Origin of the sequence: Streptococcus sp. HMSC067A03 (genome assembly GCF_001814295.1) — a bacterium.
GTDB classification, from domain to species: Bacteria; Bacillota; Bacilli; order Lactobacillales; family Streptococcaceae; genus Streptococcus; species Streptococcus constellatus.
Window position 1 is genome coordinate 97593 of the sequence record NZ_KV815650.1, and the last position, 21014, is coordinate 118606.

The 21014-nt window shown below is 37.7% G+C and carries 18 protein-coding genes; 10 read left to right on the plus strand and 8 right to left on the minus strand.

The window, feature by feature from the left end; all coding sequences use genetic code 11:
• Window positions 1-49: 49 nt before the first annotated feature.
• The 3 genes from HMPREF2963_RS04635 to HMPREF2963_RS04645 all read right to left on the minus strand — a co-directional run bounded on the left by HMPREF2963_RS04635 (window position 50) and on the right by HMPREF2963_RS04645 (window position 3525).
• Entirely contained in the window at window positions 50-892 is an 843-nt protein-coding gene (locus HMPREF2963_RS04635) for a sugar ABC transporter permease (protein WP_003026676.1), read from the minus strand.
• 1 nt (window position 893) lies between these two features.
• Window positions 894-2189, minus strand: a complete 1296-nt coding sequence (locus tag HMPREF2963_RS04640) for a sugar ABC transporter permease (RefSeq protein WP_003026675.1) — start codon at window positions 2187-2189, stop codon at window positions 894-896.
• 73 nt (window positions 2190-2262) lie between these two features.
• The gene (locus HMPREF2963_RS04645) at window positions 2263-3525 is read right to left on the minus strand and encodes an extracellular solute-binding protein (protein WP_006269337.1); all 1263 of its coding nucleotides are present in this window, start codon (window positions 3523-3525) and stop codon (window positions 2263-2265) included.
• Window positions 3526-3852: 327 nt separating this feature from the next.
• Here HMPREF2963_RS04645 and malQ point away from each other — a divergent pair, with 327 nt between their 5' ends.
• From malQ to nrdI, 4 genes are all read left to right on the plus strand, one after another.
• Complete coding sequence (gene malQ / locus HMPREF2963_RS04650) at window positions 3853-5376, plus strand: 4-alpha-glucanotransferase (RefSeq protein ID WP_003071522.1); 1524 nt, start codon at window positions 3853-3855, stop codon at window positions 5374-5376.
• Between the two features lie 27 nt (window positions 5377-5403).
• Window positions 5404-7665, plus strand: a complete 2262-nt coding sequence (glgP, locus tag HMPREF2963_RS04655) for a glycogen/starch/alpha-glucan family phosphorylase (RefSeq protein WP_070669005.1) — start codon at window positions 5404-5406, stop codon at window positions 7663-7665.
• Window positions 7666-7962: 297 nt separating this feature from the next.
• Complete coding sequence (locus tag HMPREF2963_RS04660; RefSeq protein ID WP_003071518.1) at window positions 7963-8472, plus strand: ABC transporter permease; 510 nt, start codon at window positions 7963-7965, stop codon at window positions 8470-8472.
• 75 nt (window positions 8473-8547) lie between these two features.
• Window positions 8548-9003 carry a class Ib ribonucleoside-diphosphate reductase assembly flavoprotein NrdI gene (gene nrdI, locus HMPREF2963_RS04665; protein WP_049492351.1) on the plus strand — a complete coding sequence of 152 codons (456 nt, stop codon included), beginning with the start codon at window positions 8548-8550 and terminating at the stop codon, window positions 9001-9003.
• Between the two features lie 51 nt (window positions 9004-9054).
• On the opposite strand, the gene argS is transcribed toward nrdI, so the two are convergent.
• Entirely contained in the window at window positions 9055-10743 is a 1689-nt protein-coding gene (gene argS / locus HMPREF2963_RS04670) for an arginine--tRNA ligase (protein ID WP_003071514.1), read from the minus strand.
• A 103-nt stretch (window positions 10744-10846) separates the two neighbouring features.
• Between argS and argR the strand changes: the two genes are divergently transcribed.
• Together argR and mutS are read left to right on the plus strand one after the other, a co-directional pair.
• Window positions 10847-11287 (plus strand): arginine repressor, encoded by a 441-nt coding sequence (argR, locus tag HMPREF2963_RS04675; RefSeq protein ID WP_003071513.1) that lies wholly within the window; start codon window positions 10847-10849, stop codon window positions 11285-11287.
• Between the two features lie 162 nt (window positions 11288-11449).
• Window positions 11450-14008, plus strand: coding sequence for a DNA mismatch repair protein MutS (mutS, locus tag HMPREF2963_RS04680; protein ID WP_070669007.1), 2559 nt, complete (start codon window positions 11450-11452; stop codon window positions 14006-14008).
• Between the two features lie 140 nt (window positions 14009-14148).
• Here the strand turns inward: mutS and HMPREF2963_RS04685 are convergent, their stop codons facing one another.
• Window positions 14149-14607 carry a DUF3021 domain-containing protein gene (locus tag HMPREF2963_RS04685; protein WP_003075329.1) on the minus strand — a complete coding sequence of 153 codons (459 nt, stop codon included), beginning with the start codon at window positions 14605-14607 and terminating at the stop codon, window positions 14149-14151.
• The gene (locus HMPREF2963_RS04690) at window positions 14604-15044 is read right to left on the minus strand and encodes a LytTR family DNA-binding domain-containing protein (RefSeq protein WP_037598388.1); all 441 of its coding nucleotides are present in this window, start codon (window positions 15042-15044) and stop codon (window positions 14604-14606) included. Before HMPREF2963_RS04690 ends, HMPREF2963_RS04685 begins: the two co-directional genes overlap by 4 nt.
• A gap of 246 nt (window positions 15045-15290) precedes the next feature.
• On the opposite strand from HMPREF2963_RS04690, the gene mutL reads away from it, so the two are divergent.
• The 3 genes from mutL (at window position 15291) to HMPREF2963_RS04705 (ending at window position 18787) form a co-directional block, all read left to right on the plus strand.
• On the plus strand, window positions 15291-17237 hold the full coding sequence (gene mutL, locus HMPREF2963_RS04695; RefSeq protein WP_006269779.1) for a DNA mismatch repair endonuclease MutL: 1947 nt from the start codon (window positions 15291-15293) through the stop codon (window positions 17235-17237).
• Between the two features lie 385 nt (window positions 17238-17622).
• Window positions 17623-18213, plus strand: a complete 591-nt coding sequence (ruvA, locus tag HMPREF2963_RS04700) for a Holliday junction branch migration protein RuvA (protein ID WP_070669009.1) — start codon at window positions 17623-17625, stop codon at window positions 18211-18213.
• Between the two features lie 10 nt (window positions 18214-18223).
• A complete protein-coding gene (locus HMPREF2963_RS04705) occupies window positions 18224-18787 on the plus strand; it encodes a DNA-3-methyladenine glycosylase I (RefSeq protein WP_037598393.1) in 564 nt (187 codons plus the stop codon).
• A gap of 139 nt (window positions 18788-18926) precedes the next feature.
• On the opposite strand, the gene HMPREF2963_RS04710 is transcribed toward HMPREF2963_RS04705, so the two are convergent.
• A complete protein-coding gene (locus HMPREF2963_RS04710) occupies window positions 18927-19340 on the minus strand; it encodes an EamA family transporter (protein ID WP_049480871.1) in 414 nt (137 codons plus the stop codon).
• Between the two features lie 160 nt (window positions 19341-19500).
• Window positions 19501-20355: an Rgg/GadR/MutR family transcriptional regulator gene (locus HMPREF2963_RS04715; RefSeq protein ID WP_006269187.1), complete on the minus strand. Its 855-nt coding sequence runs from the start codon at window positions 20353-20355 to the stop codon at window positions 19501-19503.
• 382 nt (window positions 20356-20737) lie between these two features.
• Between HMPREF2963_RS04715 and HMPREF2963_RS09030 the strand changes: the two genes are divergently transcribed.
• Complete coding sequence (locus HMPREF2963_RS09030) at window positions 20738-21007, plus strand: hypothetical protein (RefSeq protein ID WP_020998096.1); 270 nt, start codon at window positions 20738-20740, stop codon at window positions 21005-21007.
• Window positions 21008-21014 lie beyond the last annotated feature (7 nt).

Sequence of the window (21014 nt, forward strand, 5' to 3'; positions counted from 1 at the left end):
AAGTTTATTAGCTATCATACAACTATAAATAAAAGAGGGTGGGACAAGATTATCCCTTGTCGCCACCACTTGTTAAACCAGATACAAAGTTCTTTTGTAGGAAGAAGAATAAGATACAGATTGGCAAAGCAATCAGGATAGCGCCTGCTGAGAAGTAAGCAATCTTCAAATTCTTCACATCACTAACAAAGGTTTGTAAACCAACAGCAACTGTATAGAATTCTTTTTCACGAAGTAAGAAACTAGATAAGATGTAGTCTCCGAATGGTCCCATGAAAGCCCAGAGAGCTTGTACAGCAATCATTGGACGAACGAGTGGCAGTACAATTTGCCAGAAGCGTCTGAAGTGACCAGCACCGTCCAATTTAGCGGACTCATCAAGCGAGATAGGCACAGTATCAAAATATCCTTTCATGAGCCAAGCGTTCATTGGGATACCACCGCCGACATAAAGGAAGATGAGGAACCAACTGTGGTTGAGCGCATTTAACATCAAAGCCATAACGAAGAAGGCGGTCAGGGCAGCCATTGTTGGCACCATTTGAATGATTAAGAAGAAGACCAGACTTTGTTTTCTAGCTAGGAAATTATAACGACTATAAGCGTAACCAGCTAGTACAACTATACTTGTTTGGATAATCATTGTCAAGATAGCAATGATTAAAGTGTTAAAGTACCAAGTCCCATAAAGAGTTTCAGTAAAAAGCTTGCTAAAGTTTTCTAGGCTAAAATTAATATCTGTATCTAGCTTAAACGCAAGGACATTCCCTGTCTTGAAAGCAGACATAATCGTAATCAAGAGAGGATAGATAATGATAATAGATAAAGCCACTAGATAGAAATAAGTTAAAAAGTGGTTTAAACGGCGTTTAAATTTAATAGAATTATTCATCTTACACATCCTCCATATCAAATGCATGTAGTTTCTTGAACGCAATCATGGAGATTGAAATCACAATAAGAGAAATGATAAGTGTTACCGCAGCAGCCATTGAGTATTGAGGAGCTGCACCTGTCGTTAAACGATAAATCCATGAAATGAGGATGTCAGTCGAACCTGCACCACCACCAACTGTACCAGGACCGCCATCATTAAAGAGGTACATGATAGAGAAGTTGTTGAAGTTGAAAGTATACTGACTGATGAGTGTAGGAGCAGCAACTGCTAAAATCATTGGGAAAGTGATATTGCGGAATTTTTGCCATGCATTTGCACCATCAATGTAAGCTGCTTCGTAAAGATCGTTTGGAATGGATTGCAAGATACCAAGTGTCAATACATAAATGTAAGGGAAACCAAGCCAACCTTGCATCATAATTAGAGCAATTTTAGTCCAGGTCGGATCTGTTTTCCAAGGAATCAGATGTCCATTTAAGAATGGCAATACTTTACCAAGAAGCGGAATGACTTGGGTATTGATTGCACCGATACTATCGTTGAACATGTTACTGAAAGTTAAGATAGTGATGAATGCTGGGACAGCCCAAGGCAGTAGGAAGATAACGCCGAAAATGCGTTTTCCTTTAATAAATGGTTGGTTTGCAATAATAGCGGTAAAAATACCAATAACGATTTGGACAGTTGAGGCAGCCAGTGCCCAGATAATAGTCCAACCAAGAACGGCTCCAAAAGCAGAACGGAAAGTGCTAAGTCGCCAAATATTAGTGAAGTTTGTCACGCCAACCCAATCCAAGAGCTTGGTTGGAGGCAAATGTTGGAAATCATAGTTTGTAAAGGCGATTAAAAGAGTAACCAATACAGGGAAAATGATAGCAAAAGTCATTGCAATATATGAAGGAATAATCAATAGGTAAGGAAAACCATTAGCGTAAATTCCTTTTAACATATCTTTGAAAGTCGTAGGAACTGGATAATCATTATTCCAACGTTTCGCAATAGTATAAGCATCTTTTAGATTGAGAGCATAAAAGATGAAATAAACAATGACAAGAATAAAGTGGAATGCACCACGAATCAGCATGAAAAGAGAGTTATCGCGTCCAGGCACCTCACCGAGAGTAATTAAGTTTCCTAACTCAGGAGCAGCAATGGCGAAAAAGTAAATCAAAAATAAAATGGTAACTCCTAAAAAGATAGCCCCTTTTGCTTTTTGTTTATTATAAATTTGCCCAAGTCCTGGGATGAGGGAGAGCAGCAATGCTTTACGTGGCTGTTGTTGTGTAGTCATCAGAGCCTCCTTTGTCTAAAATATAGAACTCGACTGGTGCTGCCAATCGAGTTCTATCCTACCTCAATCTGTTTTATTTTTTACCAAATTTTTGATTGATAGTATCTTTAATCAATTTAACGGCATCATTTACAGCGGTTTTAGTATCTTTTTTACCACTTACAGCATCAAAGAGCATACTTGCTGCTGGATCCCATACAGTACTCATTTCAGAGATATTTGGCATAGGTTGAGCAGATTGGAATTGTTTAATAACAGCTGAAGTCAATTCATCATTCTTTCCTTCAGCGTATTTACGAGCCTCTGTGTTTGCAGGTACTTCGTTTGTAGCATCATAGAAAGCTTTTTGTTGTTCAGTCGAAGTCAAAAAGTTAACAAACTTTTGAGCTGTTTTGGCATTTTTAGATCCTGCAGGGATGACCCAAGCTTTACCACCACCAAAGGTTTGATAGTTTTTACCATTTGGAAGTGTAGGAATAGTGGCAACACCATAGTTCACTTTAGCTTCTTTGAATGATGCGGCTTTCCAAGGGCCTTCAATGATAGCAGCTGTTTTACCTGATTGGAATTGAGTTTGAATTAAGTTTGCGGCACCTTTAGTATCTTGCATTCCTTTTGGCCATTTTGCATACCAAGTTTTAGCGTATTCAACACCTTTGATAGAACCGTCATTTGCAAGTCCAATGTCTTTAGGATCGGTACCGTTCTTACCAAAGACATATCCACCATTACCAGCTAACAGACCATAAGTGTAGTAGAAGTTTGTCCAGTCAGCAAGGAAACCAGTTGTTTTACCATTTTCGCTGGCAAAAGCATATTTGCTGTCTTTTGCAAGTTCTTCTAATTCAGCAAATGTAGTTGGAGCTTTAGAAACAAGGTCTTTATTGTAGTACATTACTAATGTTTCGATAACAGCAGGTGCGCCATAAGTCTTACCTTTTGTAGTTACGAGTGCTTTTGTTGTGTCATCAGTCATTGAACCTTTGTCAAGTTTCACTTCTGAAAGTTGGCCGTCCGAACCGAGACTACCTACTCGGTCATATGGAGACATCATAACGTCTGGAGCCTTGCCAGATTGGTTGTCAAGTGAAAGATTTTCAAGACCTTTAAGTTGGTCGCCAGTTTTAATAGTAACTTTTGTTCCACTTTCTTTTTCAAAAGCTTCAGCTGCTTTCTTTACATATTTTTCGTATTGTTTTTCTACGTAAATAGTGAGGTTTTTACCATCACCAGAAGAAGCTGATTTATTATTTTTGCTACCGCAAGCTACTAGTAACAAACTAGCTAATCCTACAGTTCCAAGAACTGCAACACTTTTCAACACTTTATGTTTCATGATTTATTCCTCCTAAAGAATAAAATAATAAGATAATAATTTAATTAGTTTACGCAAACGTTTTCTTAAACTGAGATTAGTATACCATAAATAGAAAACGGTTGCAACATTTTTTTTAAAAATCTTAAAAATTTTTTATTTCTCACTCAAAAATGTTGACAAAATATAGAAGAAAAGGAGAGGATTGTCCAAAATATTTTAAAAAATAATAAAAAAAGCAGAAAAATGGTTGCGTCCATTTTGGAATTAAGTTATAATCAAATCAACGCAAACGTTTTCGTTAAATGAATGCAAAATTTAACAGAAAAATTTATTGAGGTGAAAAAGATGAAAGAGCGTCAAAGTGGTGTTCTCATGCATATTTCTTCTCTGCCAGGAAAATATGGAATTGGTTCATTTGGGAAAAGTGCTTACGATTTTGTCGATTTTCTGGTGAGAACTAAGCAACGTTACTGGCAAATATTGCCACTAGGAACAACTAGTTATGGAGATTCTCCATATCAATCTTTCTCTGCATTTGCGGGAAATACACATTTTATTGATTTTGATCGATTGATTGAAGAAGGATTGCTTGTGCAAAGTGATCTTGAAGGGTTAGACTTTGGTCAGGATCCAAGAAAAGTAGATTATGCGAAAGTGTTTAACAATCGCAGACCTGTTTTGGAAAAAGCTGTGAAACGTTTCTTAGAATGTGGAGATTTGGCAGCCTATGAAAAATTTGTGGCTGACAATTCATCATGGCTTGAAGTATTTGTTGAATACATGGCGATTAAAGAATATTTTGACTTGAAAGCTTGGACTGAATGGCCAGATGCGGCTCTTCGGCGTCGTGAAGCAGCTAGTTTAGCTCATTATCGTGAAAAATTAGCTGACAGATTGACTTATCATCGTGTAACGCAGTATCTTTTCTTTAAACAATGGTTAGAATTAAAAGCGTATGCCAATGAACATTACATTGAAATTGTCGGCGATATGCCAATCTATGTAGCAGCTGATAGCTGTGATGTTTGGGCACAACCACACTTCTTTAAAACAGATGAGCTAGGGCAGCCTACATGCGTAGCGGGATGCCCACCAGATGAATTCTCTGCAACTGGCCAACTCTGGGGGAACCCAATTTATGACTGGAAAGCAATGGATAAAGATGGTTATAGTTGGTGGATTAAACGCCTACGTGAAAGCTTCAAGATTTATGATGTAGTGCGTATTGATCATTTCCGTGGATTTGAATCTTACTGGGAAATCCCTGCTAGTTCTGATACAGCAGCTCCTGGTAAATGGGTTAAGGGACCTGACTATGCTTTGTTTAAAGCAGTGAAAGAAGAGTTAGGTGATCTGAATATTATTGCTGAAGACTTGGGCTTTATGACCGATGAAGTGATTGCTTTACGTGAAAAGACAGGCTTCCCTGGTATGAAAGTGACTCAATTTGCTTTTAATCCAGACAGCGAAAGCATTGATAGTCCACACTTAGCACCTAACAATTCTGTCATGTATACAGGTACGCACGATAATAATACTGTTCTTGGTTGGTATCGCGATGAAATTGATGATGCTACACGTGAATATATGGCTCAATACACCAATCGTAAGGAATATGAAACAGTACCTCATGCTATGTTACGGACTATCTTTGCTTCTGTCAGCTTTATGGCAATTGCAACCATGCAAGATTTACTTGAATTAGACGGTTCAGCTCGCATGAACTATCCATCAACTATTGGTGGAAATTGGTCCTGGCGTATGACAGCAGATGAATTGAATCCTGTGGTTGAAGCAGAGTTATATAGCTTGACGAAAACATATCGTCGTGTAAATAAAAAATTATTAAATCATGAAAATGAACTCTAGTGTTTGTTTTCTAGTCTAGGAGAAAAAATGTCAAACTTACAAGAATATATTAAGAAAAATTATCAAAAAGGAATTGCTGAATGTAGCAATGAAGAATTGTATATTGCCCTTTTAAACTATACAAAATTAGCTAGTGCACAAAAGTCAGTTAATACTGGTAAAAAGAAGCTTTACTATATTTCTGCCGAGTTTTTGATTGGGAAACTTTTGTCAAATAACCTAATTAACCTTGGCCTTTATGACAATGTTAAAAAAGAGTTAGCAGACGCTGGTAAAGATCTAATTGAAGTTGAAGAAGTAGAATTAGAACCTTCACTTGGAAATGGCGGTTTGGGACGTCTGGCTGCTTGTTTCCTTGATTCAATTGCGACTCTTGGTTTGAATGGAGATGGTGTTGGACTAAATTATCACTTTGGCTTGTTCCAACAAGTCTTGAAAAATAATGAGCAAACAACAGTTCCAAACTTCTGGTTGACAGAGCAAAATTGGTTAGTAAAATCAAGCCGTAGCTATCAAGTACCATTTGCTGATTTCACTTTAACATCAACTCTTTATGACATTGATGTGCCTGGTTATAAAACAGCTACTAAAAACCGTCTTCGTCTGTTCGACCTTGACTCAGTAGATGCAAGTATCATTGAAGATGGGATTGACTTTGATAAGACAGATATTGCTCGTAATTTGACTCTATTCCTTTATCCAGATGATAGTAATAAGCAAGGTGAATTGCTTCGTATCTTCCAACAATACTTCATGGTATCAAATGGTGCGCAATTGATTCTTGATGAAGCGATTGAAAAAGGGAGCAATCTTCATGACTTGGCTGACTACGCAGTTGTGCAAATTAATGATACTCACCCATCAATGGTCATTCCTGAGTTGATTCGTCTCTTGACTGCACGTGGGATTGAGCTTGATGAAGCAATCTCAATCGTTCGTAATATGACTGCTTATACAAACCATACTATTCTTGCAGAAGCATTGGAAAAATGGCCGCTTGAATTCTTGGAAGAAGTTGTTCCACACTTGGTTCCAATTATCAAAGAATTGGATAAACGTGTAAAAGCAGAATATGCAGATCCGGCTGTTCAAATTATTGATGAAAACAATCGAGTACACATGGCGCACATGGATATTCACTATGGATATAGTGTAAATGGTGTTGCAGCACTTCATACAGAAATTTTGAAGAACTCAGAGCTTAAAGCTTTCTACGATGTTTATCCAGAAAAATTCAACAATAAGACAAATGGTATTACGTTCCGTCGTTGGCTCATGCATGCAAACCCACGTTTATCAAATTATATCGATAGCTTGATTGGGCGTGATTGGCATCATGATGCTTCAAAATTAGAAGATTTACTTGATTTTTCTGACAAGGCTGATGTAAAAGCTGAACTTGAAAAAATCAAAGCTCACAACAAACGGAAATTGGCTCGTCATTTGAAGGAACACCAAGGTGTTGAAATCAATCCAAACTCTATTTTTGATATCCAAATCAAACGTCTTCACGAATACAAACGCCAACAAATGAACGCTCTTTATGTCATTCACAAATATTTGGACATCAAGGCTGGGAATATTCCTGCACGTCCAATTACAGTCTTCTTTGGTGGTAAAGCTGCTCCAGCATACACAATTGCTCAAGATATTATCCATTTGATTCTTTGTTTGTCAGAGGTGATAGCTAATGACCCAGAAGTTTCTCCATATTTGCAAGTCGTCATGGTTGAAAATTACAATGTTACTGCAGCTAGCTTCTTAATTGCAGCTGGTGATATTTCTGAGCAGATCTCTCTTGCTTCTAAAGAAGCTTCAGGTACTGGTAACATGAAATTCATGTTGAATGGTGCATTGACACTTGGTACTATGGATGGCGCTAATGTAGAGATTGCTGAATTGGTAGGCCAAGACAATATCTACATCTTTGGTGAAGATTCTGAAACAGTTATTGATCTGTATGCGAAAGAAGCGTACAAATCATCAGATTTCTATGCTCGTGAAGCAATCAAACCGTTGGTTGATTTCATTGTTAGTGATACGGTTCTCGCAGTTGGTAAGAAAGAACGCTTAGAACGTCTCTATAATGAATTGATTCATAAAGATTGGTTCATGACGCTTCTTGACTTAGAAGATTATATCAAAACGAAAGAACGTATGTTTAAGGATTATGAAGACCGTGATGTTTGGCTTGAAAAAGTTCTGATTAACATTGCGAAAGCAGGCTTCTTCTCAGCAGACCGTACCATTGCCCAATATAACAATGAAATTTGGCATTTGAACGCTTAGTTTAAAATCTGGGATTTTCCCAGATTTTTTATTTATGTGGCTTTCATTTCTTCTTATTCTGATAAGTGTAAGGCAAATAAGGGAATAAGACGAAACCACAAAGCAACGCTTTGAGTGATCACTTACTAGCCTGCTCGTATATCAACAAGAGTAGTTTGATATTGTCCCAGACTCCATGATTTTTGATAGTATAAGCAGAATGACATTTTTTGTAACTTTGTTTATTTTTGTTGCCTTTTTTTACTGCTTACGTTATAATAAATAAAACTGAAAACTCTTTTAAGCAGGAGGCTTATTGTGAAAAAACGACCAATTTATTTATATGTATTGCTGACGTTATCAGCCATTTTATCATCGTTTACATTCATAGGAACTTTTTTTGGCAGTGAAAAAATAACGAATACAAGTTCCTACAAAGGTTTATCTGAAACAGTTGTAAAACAAATAGTGAAAGTGACTGAAAAGAGTCTTGTCTTTCTTCATAATGGTCCCCATAAATTATTAACTATCCTTTCTATTCTGTTGTTGATAGCTGCTGTTGTTTTCATTGTTAAGAAAAACATTTTATACGCTAATTTTGCCTACATTGCCTATGTATTATTAGGAATTATTGGAACAATTTACAATTACGTAGGTGGGATGCCGCTAAACTATCTTTATCAAGATCAAACGATGCGTGCTACAGCAATTTCATCGACAAGAATTCTGACTATTATCTATTTTGCTTTTAATATTCTTTTCCTTGTTATTGTCTTTTTCAAGATGAAACGGCAGCAACAAGACTTAGCAAAAAAAGAATTGCAATAGTTGACAAAACATATCTATCAGCTTAAAATTTTAAGAGAATGATAGATATGTTTTAATTTTAGAAAGAGAGAAACTATGAAAATTTCCTTAGTTTATATTAGTTTGAGTGGAAATACAGCGAGTTTTATCAAACGCTTATCTGCATTTTTGCAAGAGAGACATGAAAGCGTTGAGATTGAGCAAGTGGATATAAAAGATATGGTGAAAGCAGGACGACCATTTTACGCCATGTCACAGCCTTTTATAGCTTTTTTGCCAACTTACTTAGAAGGTGGAAATGGTCTGGACAATGGCGATATCGAAATTCTTACCAATGATTTAGGTGATTTTATTGCTTTTGAAGAAAATTATAAGCGTTGTTTTGGCATTGTTGGCAGTGGTAATCGTAATTTTAACCACCAATATTGTTTAACAGCTAAACAATATTCAGAACGATTTGGCTTTCCAGTCTTAGATACATTTGAGCTTCGTGGCTTGAATGAAGATATTAAACGAATTGGTCTAAAAATCGAAGAATTATACGGGCTATAAGACAAAAACCTATCGATATATCGATAGGTTTTTATGATACCATTAAAATAATTACATTTTTTCTGGAGCGTCAACACCGAGAAGACGAAGAGCTTCTTTTAGAACAACAGCTGTTGCATAGCTGAGAGCTAAGCGGCTGTCACGTTCAGGACTTTCGTCCAAAATACGCGTATGAGCGTAAAACTTGTTGAATGCTTGTGCAAGACTGATAGCATATTTTGCAATGAGTGATGGATCATAATTGTCAGCTGCACGTTTAACAACACGGGCGAAATCTTGCAGCAGTTTAATGATTTCCCAGCTTTCAGCATCTTTAAGGCTATATGTTGCTTCAACACTTGGCTTAAAATCAGCTTTGCGAAGGATGGATTGGATACGCGCATAAGCGTATTGGATATATGGACCTGTTTCTCCTTCAAAGGACACCATTGCTTCCAAATCAAAGTCGTAACCGTTGCGGCGGTCTGTTTTTAAATCGTAGAATTTGACAGCTCCCACACCGACAGCACGAGCAACAGTATCTTTGTTTTCAAGATCAGGATTTTTAGCTTCAATTTGGTTCTTCGCACGACTGATAGCTTCTTGAAGGGTTGGTTCAAGCAGAATGATATTACCTTTACGTGTAGACAATTTTTGACGGTTCTTTGTCACCAAACCAAAGTCTACATGAATCATATCGTCGCTCCAGCCGAATCCCATTTTCTTTAAAACAGCTTTCAATTGTCTAAAGTGGTTCGCTTGTTCTTGACCCACAGCATAAACATTTTTGACGAAGTTATAAGTACGGGCGCGGTACATAGCTGTAGCAATATCACGAGTAATGTAGAGAGTCGCACCATCAGATTTTTTAATCATAGCTGGCGGAAGGTTGACATCATCAAGATTGACGATGCTTGCTCCTTTAGATTCTTCTAGCAATCCTTTTTCTTCAAGGAGCTTAATTCCTTCGTCCATCTTGTCATTATAGAAGGCTTCACCGGCTAGGCTGTCAAATTCAACACCAAGCAATTTATAGATGCGGTTAAATTCTTTCAGACTTTCATCACGGAACCATTGCCATAATTCCGTAGCTTCAGGGTCACCGTCTTCTAATTTTTTGAACCAAAGACGTCCTTCGTCATCAAGTTCAGGATCGGTTTCAATTTCCGCATTGATTCGGACATAGAGTTTTAATAACTCGTCAATTGGACTGGCTTCAACAGCTTCTTTGCTGCCCCATTTTTTATAAGCGACCATCAGAAGTCCGAATTGTTTACCCCAGTCACCCAAGTGGTTGATTTTAATGGTGTTGTAGCCTAGTTTACGGAAAATATTAGAGAGAGCATCTCCGATAACGGTGGAGCGCAAATGACCAACTGAAAAGGGTTTTGCAATGTTAGGACTGGAGAGGTCAATTGTGATGTTTTCTCCATGCCCCTCATCTTGTTGCCCGTAGTTATTTCCTTCTTTTACAATTTCTTTAATAACTTGAGCTGAAATTCTTGATTTATCAAGAAAGAAGTTTACATAAGGACCTGTTGCTACCACTTTTTCAAAGTTTGTCGTATCAATCTTTTCTGCAATATCTGTAGCAATGATTTGAGGAGCTTTACGTTCTACTTTTGCTAAAGAGAAGGCAGGAAAGGCAATATCGCCTAACTCTGAGCTTTTTGGTTGTTCTAGTAAATTAAAAATAGCATCTTGGTCTAAGCTGTCAATGACCTTAGCCAATTCGCTTGCAATCAATTGTTTATTATTCATGGTTTCTCCTTTGGTCTTTTACTAGTATTTTAACATATTTTTTGACGAATCTTCAATTTTTTTGATATAATTTAGAGTATAAATATACATTGTTGAGGATAAAATGAAAAAAACTGAGCGTCATAAACTGATCAAGAAAATAATTAAGGAAGAGAAACTAAGTACACAGAAAGATATTCAGGATCGTTTGAAAGTACAAGGAGTTATTGTCACACAAACAACCCTCTCTCGAGATTTACGAGAAATTGGCTTGACGAAAGCCAAGAAAAACCATGAAGTTTATTATGTTTTAGCGGATGAAACAAACAAGATTGATCTGGTTGAATTCTTATCTTATCATTTGCAGGGAGTTTCTCGGGCTGAATTTTCCTTGGTTCTTCATACACGCTTAGGAGACGCTTCTATTTTAGCTAACTTCGTGGATGCTAATAAAGGAGAGTTGATTTTAGGAACGGTAGCAGGAGCCAACACGCTCTTAGTGATCTGTCGTGATACAGCAGCTGCGAAACAAATGGAAGAGCAGCTCCTTGAGAAAATGGATTAAGAGGAGAAGATGATGAAGCTGAGATAGAAGCGCTCAGCTTCCTTTATTTATATAGTTCTAATGACAAGATGTAGTGTGAGTGGGATGACGAAATTAAGTGTCTCCGAAATATTTAATTTCTGTCCGACTCTCATTGCTATTTAATAAACGGAAAGGCTGAGAATGACAAAAGAAAAACTATCTCCGGGAATGCAACAGTATTTAGATATAAAAAAAGATTATCCGGATGCTTTTTTGCTATTTCGTATGGGAGATTTTTATGAATTATTCTATGAAGATGCGATCAATGCAGCACAGATTTTAGAAATTGCTCTGACTAGCCGTAATAAAAATTCGGAAAATCCAATCCCGATGGCAGGAGTTCCCTACCATTCGGTGCAACAGTATATTGATGTTTTAATTGAATCGGGCTATAAAGTAGCGATTGCAGAGCAGGTGGAAGATCCTAAAAAAGCAGTTGGTGTAGTCAAACGTGAGGTGGTACAAGTCATCACACCGGGGACAGTCGTTGATTCTTCAAAACCAGATAGTCAAAATAATTTCTTGGTAGCTTTAGATAAACTAGAAAATTTATATGGGCTGGCTTACATGGACTTGGTTACAGGTGAATTTCAGGTCACAAGTCTCAGTGACTTTAACATAGTCTGTGGAGAAATTCGGAACCTGCGAGCGCGTGAAGTGGTCTTAGGATATGAATTACCTGAATCAGAGCACCAAGTGTTGGCAAATCAAATGAATTTGTTATTATCACAGGTGGGAACTGCTTTTGAAGATGTTCAGCTATTAGGGGATGAATTGTCTCGCTTAGAACATCAAGTAGCTGGGAAACTGTTAGAATATGTTCATCAGACGCAGCTGCGGGAGCTTAGTCACTTAAAGCGAGTTCATCATTATGAAATCAAGGATTTCTTACAGATGGATTATGCAACTATGACAAGTCTGGATTTAACAGAGAATGCACGTACAGGAAAGAAGCACGGTAGTCTGTATTGGCTGATGGATGAGACCAAGACAGCTATGGGAACGCGACTTTTAAGAAGATGGATTCAGCAGCCCTTGATTGACAAAGAGCGAATCCTTAAGCGGCAGGATGTCGTGCAGGTATTTCTAGATTATTTTTTTGAGCGCAGTGATTTAGCAGATAGTCTCAAAGGTGTGTATGACATTGAGCGTTTAGCCAGTCGTGTTTCGTTTGGAAAGACCAATCCGAAAGATTTATTGCAGTTGGCGGCAACATTGAGCAATGTCCCTCAGATTAAGGGAATTTTACAAGGAATTGATCATCCTATTTTGGGACAGTTGATTGAAAACTTGGATGACATTCCAGAATTGGCAAACTTGATTCAGTCGGCAATTTCTCCCGATGCTCCAAATGTTATTACTGAAGGGAATATCATTCAAACTGGTTTTGATGAAACCTTAGATAAGTATCGAGTGGTTATGCGAGATGGTACGAGCTGGATTGCTGATATCGAAGCGAAAGAAAGGGCGGCTAGTGGGATTAATAATCTAAAAATTGATTACAATAAAAAAGATGGTTATTATTTCCATGTCACTAATTCACAGTTGGAGCACGTACCTAGCCACTTTTTCCGAAAAGCAACGTTGAAAAATTCAGAACGATTTGGTACAGAGGAATTGGCTCGTATTGAAGGCGAAATGTTGGAAGCGCGTGAAAAATCTGCTAATTTAGAATATGAGATTTTTATGCGTATTCGTGAAGAAGCTGGCAAATATATCAAGCGTCTGCAATCCTTGGCACAAACTCTGGCAACGATTGATGTATTACAAAGTTTTGCAGCAGTTGCTGAAAAGCAACGCTTTGTACGCCCAGAATTTATTGAACGTCCTTCCATTGAAATTGATAAGGGACGGCATGCGGTTGTAGAAAAGGTCATGGGTGCACAAACCTATATTCCTAACAGCATTTCAATGGATGAAAATGTCAACGTTCAGCTAATTACAGGTCCAAATATGAGTGGGAAGTCAACCTATATGCGTCAATTAGCGATTATTGTTATTATGGCTCAAATGGGTTCCTATGTTTCAGCTGAGAGTGCTCAATTACCAATTTTTGATGCCATCTTCACTCGAATTGGTGCGGCAGATGACTTGGTATCTGGACAATCAACCTTTATGGTAGAAATGATGGAAGCAAATCATGCTATTTCTCAAGCAACAGAGCACTCTCTTATTCTTTTTGATGAGTTGGGAAGAGGGACAGCGACATATGATGGGATGGCTCTTGCTCAGGCGATTATTGAATATATCCACAATCGAACAGGGGCAAAGACCCTTTTTGCCACACACTATCATGAGTTGACAGACTTGTCAACTAGCTTGACACAGTTAGAAAATGTTCATGTAGCAACTTTAGAAAAAGATGGGCAAGTGACCTTCCTTCATAAGATTGAAGCTGGTCCTGCGGATAAATCTTATGGGATTCATGTGGCAAAAATTGCAGGTTTACCGAATGATTTGCTGATGAGAGCAGACCAGATCTTAACACGATTAGAAGAACAAGCAAATGAGAAACCGTCTCTCAATCCTTCTAATAAAGGAGCTAATGATAGTAAGGAAAATCAAGTATCTGAGCAGATATCTTTATTCACAGAAACAACTGAATCCCCTATTTTAGAAAAATTACGTCAGTTGGACATCTATAACATGACTCCAATGGAAGTGATGCTGGCTGTATCAGATATGAAAAAACATCTCTGATAGATACAACTATGAAAATGCCTAAAATAAATTCCTGTTTTTCTGTTCAGTTACTATTAAAGTAGGTAGGGTTTTGTATTGATATATAGCAGAATAAGCTAAAATAACCACCAAGAATTCACTTGGTGGTTATTTCTTTACTATTGATTCTGTTTCTTCAATCCATTGTTGATTTGTTCAATTTTCTTTTTGGTTAGATAAAACAAGATTGCCCACAGGATGAGATACACAACAGTAAATTCTAAAATCAGCTGTAAGATAAAAATGAGTTTGCTTGGGAACCAGCCGGCTAGAAGAGCTAGAGGAATAAATCCTAAAATCATAAGTCCATAATGGCAGATAGTTGCTTTGAGGATGCTCCAATCTTTTTTGAAAAGCTCTTTTCCTAGGCTAAAGAGCAAGCCAATAAAGCTCCAGATCACTGCGCAATAGAGCACAACTAAAGCTTCATGAATATGGTGCTGTTCCATCCAAAGACCAACTGCTGAATAAGGATTAAGTGGATGATAGACAGGAGCAAAAAAGTAAGAATAGATGGTGGATAGGAGTAGCCCGATTACAGTGCCTCCTAGAGCATCTCTGAATAATGTTTTTTTCATAGCTGTAATTTCTCCTTTATGACTTTGAGATAACGGCGAGATGAATAAGTTATCTGACCGTTTTTCATTGCAATCTGAATCAGACCACTACCAGTCAATTTCAGATGATCGATATGTTCGATGTTAATGATTTCAGATTGGGAAATCTGTAGAAAATCAGTGGGAAGCAATTCCAAAACTTGATAAAGTGGAAGCCCTAAGAGATAAGTGTCTGTCGCTGTTTCAACCCAAACTTGGCGGTTTTCAGTGTAAATTCTCTGAATTTCAGCAGTATCTAATAGGTAAATCTCCTCCTCTTTTTTGGCTCGAATGGTTTTAGTGCCACCGAGATGTTGAGTGAAAACCAGCAACTGTTGAATAGCATCTGATAAAGCTGGTGCTTCAATGACAACCTTTTCTTCTGAAAATTTTTCATCAATATGCAATTGAACTTTCATAAACATCCCTTCTTTCTAGATTGTATCTTGCCTGCTGCTGACTTTCGTTGCAAGGAGGATTCGTTTTTCCTAAGTCTATTAAACATTATTTTAGCTAGGAAAACAAGAGCTTTTGCCTAAGTGGTTGCTTTGCCTGTCTATTTGGTTGTTTTGCGAAGGAGTAATTACAATTCTTTTCGTACTAGAGTTCTGATTGAAAAACGGCTTTATGTTATAATAGTAGCTAGAATAATTACGGAGAAAACTATGTCAAAAATTATAGAATTACCAGAAAATCTTGCTAATCAGATTGCGGCTGGTGAGGTCATCGAGCGACCTAGCAGCGTGGTCAAGGAGTTGATAGAGAATTCCATTGATGCTGGTGCCACTCAAATTATAGTTGAGATTGAAGAAGCAGGGCTCAAGAGTATTCAAGTCATCGATAATGGTGAAGGAATTGAGCATGAGGAGGTTTCCTTGGCTTTGCGGCGGCACGCAACAAGTAAAATTAAGAAGCAAGCCGACCTTTTTCGGATTCGGACTTTGGGCTTTCGTGGTGAAGCGCTTCCGTCTATTGCTTCTGTTTCACGCTTGACAATTGAAACTGCGACAAATGGTGGAACACATGGGACGCGTTTAATTGCTCAGGGGGGAGAAATTGAAACTGTGGAACCAAGTAGTTGCCCTAAGGGTACCAAAATCAAAGTGGAAGACCTTTTTTTCAACACACCTGCTCGCTTGAAATATATGAAAAGTCAGCAAGCAGAACTATCTCACATTGTAGATATGATTAACCGTTTGAGCTTAGCTCATCCAGAGGTCGCTTTTATCTTGCTCAATGATGGTAAAGAGTTGACTCGGACAGCAGGAACAGGAAATTTGCGTCAAGCAATTGCTGGTATCTATGGATTAACAACAGCCAAAAAAATGATTGAAATTTCAGCTTCTAATCTGGATTTTGAAGTATCAGGCTATATTAGTCTACCAGAGTTGACGCGTGCCAATCGTAACTACATCACCATTCTCATCAATGGTCGTTACATCAAGAATTTCCTGCTCAATCGAGCTATTCTTGATGGTTACGGTAGTAAGCTCATGGTTGGGCGATTCCCGATTGCTGTGATTGCTATCCAGATTGATCCTTACCTTGCGGATGTTAATGTTCATCCGACTAAGCAAGAAGTGCGGATTTCCAAGGAGCGAGAACTGATGGTCTTGATTTCGCAAGCTATTGCTGCGAGTTTAAAAGAACAGGATTTGATTCCGGATGCTTTGGAGAATTTAGCAAAATCAACCATTAACAGAGCAAATAAGTCGGAGCAGACGAGCCTTCCGCTCAAAGAAAACCGACTCTATTATGACAAAGAGAGAAATGACTTTTTTGTTAGACCTCAAGTATCAGAAAGCAATCTTCCTTTTGAGGAAAATGCTACATTTGATCAGCAGCATACTGATACAGATATGCTTGCTTCCAGAGCAGTTTCTGTCAAATTTGCAGCAAGGCAAACTCCTTCTTACGATCAGCTAGATCATCCAGAACTGGATCAATCAAGCTTAGAAAGAGCTTTAGATAAGTTAGATGGAGAAGAAACTTCAACTTTTCCAGAACTGGAATATTTCGGGCAAATGCATGGCACGTACCTCTTTGCACAAGGAAATGGTGGTCTCTATATTATCGACCAGCATGCAGCGCAGGAGCGAGTCAAATATGAGTATTATCGGGAAAAAATCGGTGATGTGGATGACAGTCAGCAGCAACTTTTGGTTCCCTATATCTTTGAATTTCCAGCGGACGATATGCTGCGGCTCAAGCAGCGGATGAATCTGCTGGAAGAAGTCGGAGTTTTCTTGGACGAATACGGCAGCAATCAGTTTATTCTGAGGGAATACCCTATCTGGATGAAGGAAGAGGAAATCGAGTCGGGTATCTATGAGATGTGTGATATGCTGCTCCTTACCAAGGAAGTTTCTATCAAGAAATACCGAGCTGAACTAGCGATTATGATGAGTTGCAAACGCTCTATTAAGGCCAATCATAGCTTAGATAATGATTCGGCACGTGATTTGATCTTCCAGTTATCGCAATGTGACAATCCCTACAATTGCCCTCACGGTCGTCCAGTTTTGGTAAACTTTACCAAATCTGATATGGAAAAAATGTTCCGTCGCATTCAGGAAAACCACACCAGCTTGCGAGAATTGGGCAAGTATTGAAACTATTTATAGAAACTCTAAAACAGCTTCAGCTAACAATGACTGAAGCTGTTTTTAAAATCATCTGCAAGACTTTCAGCTAGTAGATCTACTGAATGGCTGCTTTTGTCCTTATGAAAAGTCCTATAGCTAAAAAGACAAGAGAAGAGAATTTCTGCCGAGCTTGACAAAAGGATTGACAGACTGTCTCTCTTGATAGATATTATGAATACCTCAATACTAGGCTATACAAATTTATAGTTAAGAGAAGAGCAAGATAGATATCCATGGATAAATAGCTAACTACCCAAGAATTTTGTAAAGTGATTGTCAAAAGGATAGAATGATTTCTTTTATTTTCTAACTCCAAAATATGATATACTAAAAGGGTTGAAAAGGAGACATGATGTACGAATATTTCAAAGGAATTTTAAGTAAAATTACAGCCAAGTATATTGTGGTGGAAGTAGGACAAATTGGCTATATCCTTCATGTGGCTAACCCTTATGCCTATTCAGGTCAGCTCAATCAAGAAATTCAGGTTTTTGTTCATCAAGTGATCAGAGAAGATGCGCAGCTCCTCTACGGTTTTGGCACAGAAGATGAAAAACAGCTTTTTCTCAATTTGATTTCGGTTTCTGGTATTGGCCCCGTTTCTGCTCTTGCGATAATCGCAGCCGATGATAATGCTGGATTGGTGCAAGCCATTGAGCAGAAAAACATCACCTATCTGACCAAGTTTCCCAAGATAGGCAAAAAGACAGCCCAGCAGATGGTGTTGGACTTGGAAGACAAGGTCGTGGCGGCTGGCCAAGTGGCTGCGCCTCAGACCCAAGCAGTGACATCGGACAACCAAGAGTTGGAAGAAGCCATGGAAGCCATGCTGGCCCTGGGCTACAGGGCTGCTGAACTCAAGAAAATCAAGAAATTCTTTGAAGGCACAACAGATACGGCTGAAAATTATATCAAGTCAGCTCTCAAGATGTTGGTGAAATAGGAGTGAGAATATGACTAAACGTTGTGGTTGGGTAAAAATGAACAACCCCTTGTATGTAGCCTACCACGATGAAGAGTGGGGTCGACCCCTTCATGATGATTGGAAGTTATTTGAACTGCTTTGCATGGAGACCTATCAGGCGGGACTTTCGTGGGAGACCATTTTGAATAAACGTCAGGCTTTTCGGGAGGCCTTTCATTTCTATGACGCGCAGAAAATTGCTCAGATGACAGATTCAGACTTGGATGGTCTTTTGGACAATCCGGATATTATCCGTAATAAGATGAAGCTCTATGCAACCAGAGCCAATGCCCAAGCTTTTTTGGCTGTTCAAAAGCAGTTTGGCTCTTTTAATGACTTTGTCTGGTCCTTTGTAGATTTCAAGACGATTGACAATCAAATTACGAACTACAAGGAAGCACCGACTAAAACAAAGTTGTCAGAAAGCATGTCCAAGGCGCTGAAAAAGCAAGGCTTCAAGTTTGTCGGTCCTGTTTGTGTCTATTCTTTCATGCAGGCAGCAGGATTGGTCAATGATCATGAAACAAGTTGTGAATGGAATCCTAAAAAATAAGGCATAAAAGCATTTACCAATATTGCTAAATTTGTACTATATCCTCACTAAACATACAATAAAATGGAATCAAAAGATGACAGTCGAATAACGTAAAAGACAGTTTAGAGAAAAAACTGTCTTTTTAATATGTCGAACGCTACAAAACCATGATTAAGGTTCCAATGGTAATCAAGATGGTGCCAATTAAGGATTTCATAGTAAAATCTTCGTGGAGAAAGATAAAAGCAAGGATGAGCGTGAGAACAACACTAAGCTTATCAATAGGAACGACCTTGGAGGCTTCTCCTTCTTGCAATGCTCGGTAGTAACAAAGCCAAGAAGCGCCTGTTGCTAGGCCTGATAAAATCAGAAAAATCCAGTTTTTCTTACTGATGTTAGCTAAATCAATTTGTCCTTTAGTTAAAAAAACCATACCCCAAGCCATCAAAACGACGACTACTGTTCGAATAGCTGTCGCTAGATTAGAATTAACCCCGGCAATCCCAATTTTAGCTAAGATAGATGTCAGTGCTGCAAACAAAGCAGAAAAAAATGCAAAAATTGCCCACATAATGGAAGCCCCTTAAAGTTTTATTCTTTTATTTTATCACATTTGATTCTATCTAACACAAGTAAACCAAGGAAACTCAGGCAGCAAGAACTGTCTGGTTTTTCTTTGTATAAATTAAAATATGGAAAGAATTTGAACCTAGTTGATAAAAAACCCCAAGCTAAGACCTGTGGAAATGGTTGATTTCGTGTTTCATATCTTGTAATAAATCCAGTTCATCTGTGATTTCTAATAAGACCAATCCTTTTTTGATTAATTTATTATTATTTTGACAAATTCCTAATCGAATATTACATAAAGCTAAAGCATCATACCTCTTTAACTTTTGTGCAGTCTCTAAAGCTAGTGTGACAATTTTTTCACATTGGTGAAATTCATTATGGTGCAAATAGATTCCTGCTAAATTTGAGAGAAGAGTTAAGCGATCGTTTTGAAAATTTTTATAGTCTTTATATTTCTCTAAATTTTCCAAAATTTTATCAGTAATCAAATGTAGGGTATCCATCGAAAAATGATGTAAAATAGATACTAGAATCCTAAAATCATTTTTATACCAAGTATCTTCTTTTTCTAAATAATTCCAAAACTGCTTGGTGATAGAGATTGTTTCATCTGTTAATGTTTTAACTCCGTTTTTTCTAATAGAAATGAAAAGTTTTAACAAATCATGAATATGCTTAATTGGTAAATCGTATTCCTTACGAAGATATCTTTCACAGAGTTCTTGTAGCTCTTCTAAATCTTGTGTGCCACTAATAGAGCTTATATTTAAAGCTTTGTTAAATATGATACTTCTGGGGCTAGGGTTATAGACGTGACAGATATACTCAAACTCTTCAAAACTCATATTGATTTGACGTAGTAAAAATTCCATATTTTCGTATTTGGGAGTAGCCTTCCCGCTTTCAAATTTAGCCAGAGTTGTTCGGGATAGAACCTCTCCGCATACATCTGCTTGCGATAAACCTTTTGATTTGCGAATTTCTTTATAAACAGCTCCGAAATCATACCTCATAACAAACCTACAAACCTCTCAGAATAATATAGTGCGAAAAAAGTTAGCGTTTTCAAAAAAGTGATTTCAAATATTATAACATAGAAGTGAAAATTTATAAAGAAACGGAGGGAGAATATGAGAACAGCTTGTTTACAATTGATGATACTTTTGTTACTGTATCCAAGTATCTGGCCATTTTAATAAGTAAGGTGTGAATTATGTTTACATTTCATTCAAATTAGGAAATAACACGTTATGATATTTTCATCAAATGGAAGTCTATACTAGTTAAGACAATATTTGATATACCATATATATAAAGGAGGAAACCATATCAAATAGTTCAAATAAATTTACGAAATTAGCACTTATTGGTGCTCTTGCCCTTACTCTTAGTCCTTTGGCTGGAGGTGGGGTCTCGGCAGATACCCAGCATCCTCATCCTACTTATAAGGATACTTGGAATTATGGTGTAACATCAAATGGATGGGCCTACTCGCATTATTATTTAGAAGCACCAATCCGTCTTGGAAGCGGCTCATCTGTGACCGATATATGGGGAAATGTAAAAGACTATGCCAAATCAAATTATGGCTGGGCAAATTCAGGAGCTACAAAACATTGGTCATGGATTCAAGCAAAGTCATTTTATTCTTGGTATGAATTCTAATAGTCAT

Bases quoted from the DNA above. Each gene is read 5' to 3' on its own strand.
- HMPREF2963_RS04685 (WP_003075329.1), bottom strand. From the start codon at position 14,607: ATGAAAAAAACATTATTCAGAGATGCTCTAGGAGGCACTGTAATCGGG.
- HMPREF2963_RS04710 (WP_049480871.1), bottom strand. From the start codon at position 19,340: ATGTGGGCAATTTTTGCATTTTTTTCTGCTTTGTTTGCAGCACTGACA.
- HMPREF2963_RS04645 (WP_006269337.1), bottom strand. From the start codon at position 3,525: ATGAAACATAAAGTGTTGAAAAGTGTTGCAGTTCTTGGAACTGTAGGA.
- HMPREF2963_RS04640 (WP_003026675.1), bottom strand. From the start codon at position 2,189: ATGACTACACAACAACAGCCACGTAAAGCATTGCTGCTCTCCCTCATC.
- nrdI (WP_049492351.1), top strand. From the start codon at position 8,548: ATGAAAATTTCCTTAGTTTATATTAGTTTGAGTGGAAATACAGCGAGT.
- HMPREF2963_RS04635 (WP_003026676.1), bottom strand. From the start codon at position 892: ATGAATAATTCTATTAAATTTAAACGCCGTTTAAACCACTTTTTAACT.
- mutS (WP_070669007.1), top strand. From the start codon at position 11,450: ATGACAAAAGAAAAACTATCTCCGGGAATGCAACAGTATTTAGATATA.
- glgP (WP_070669005.1), top strand. From the start codon at position 5,404: ATGTCAAACTTACAAGAATATATTAAGAAAAATTATCAAAAAGGAATT.
- HMPREF2963_RS04715 (WP_006269187.1), bottom strand. From the start codon at position 20,355: ATGAGGTATGATTTCGGAGCTGTTTATAAAGAAATTCGCAAATCAAAA.
- ruvA (WP_070669009.1), top strand. From the start codon at position 17,623: ATGTACGAATATTTCAAAGGAATTTTAAGTAAAATTACAGCCAAGTAT.
- argR (WP_003071513.1), top strand. From the start codon at position 10,847: ATGAAAAAAACTGAGCGTCATAAACTGATCAAGAAAATAATTAAGGAA.
- mutL (WP_006269779.1), top strand. From the start codon at position 15,291: ATGTCAAAAATTATAGAATTACCAGAAAATCTTGCTAATCAGATTGCG.
- malQ (WP_003071522.1), top strand. From the start codon at position 3,853: ATGAAAGAGCGTCAAAGTGGTGTTCTCATGCATATTTCTTCTCTGCCA.
- argS (WP_003071514.1), bottom strand. From the start codon at position 10,743: ATGAATAATAAACAATTGATTGCAAGCGAATTGGCTAAGGTCATTGAC.
- HMPREF2963_RS04690 (WP_037598388.1), bottom strand. From the start codon at position 15,044: ATGAAAGTTCAATTGCATATTGATGAAAAATTTTCAGAAGAAAAGGTT.
- HMPREF2963_RS04705 (WP_037598393.1), top strand. From the start codon at position 18,224: ATGACTAAACGTTGTGGTTGGGTAAAAATGAACAACCCCTTGTATGTA.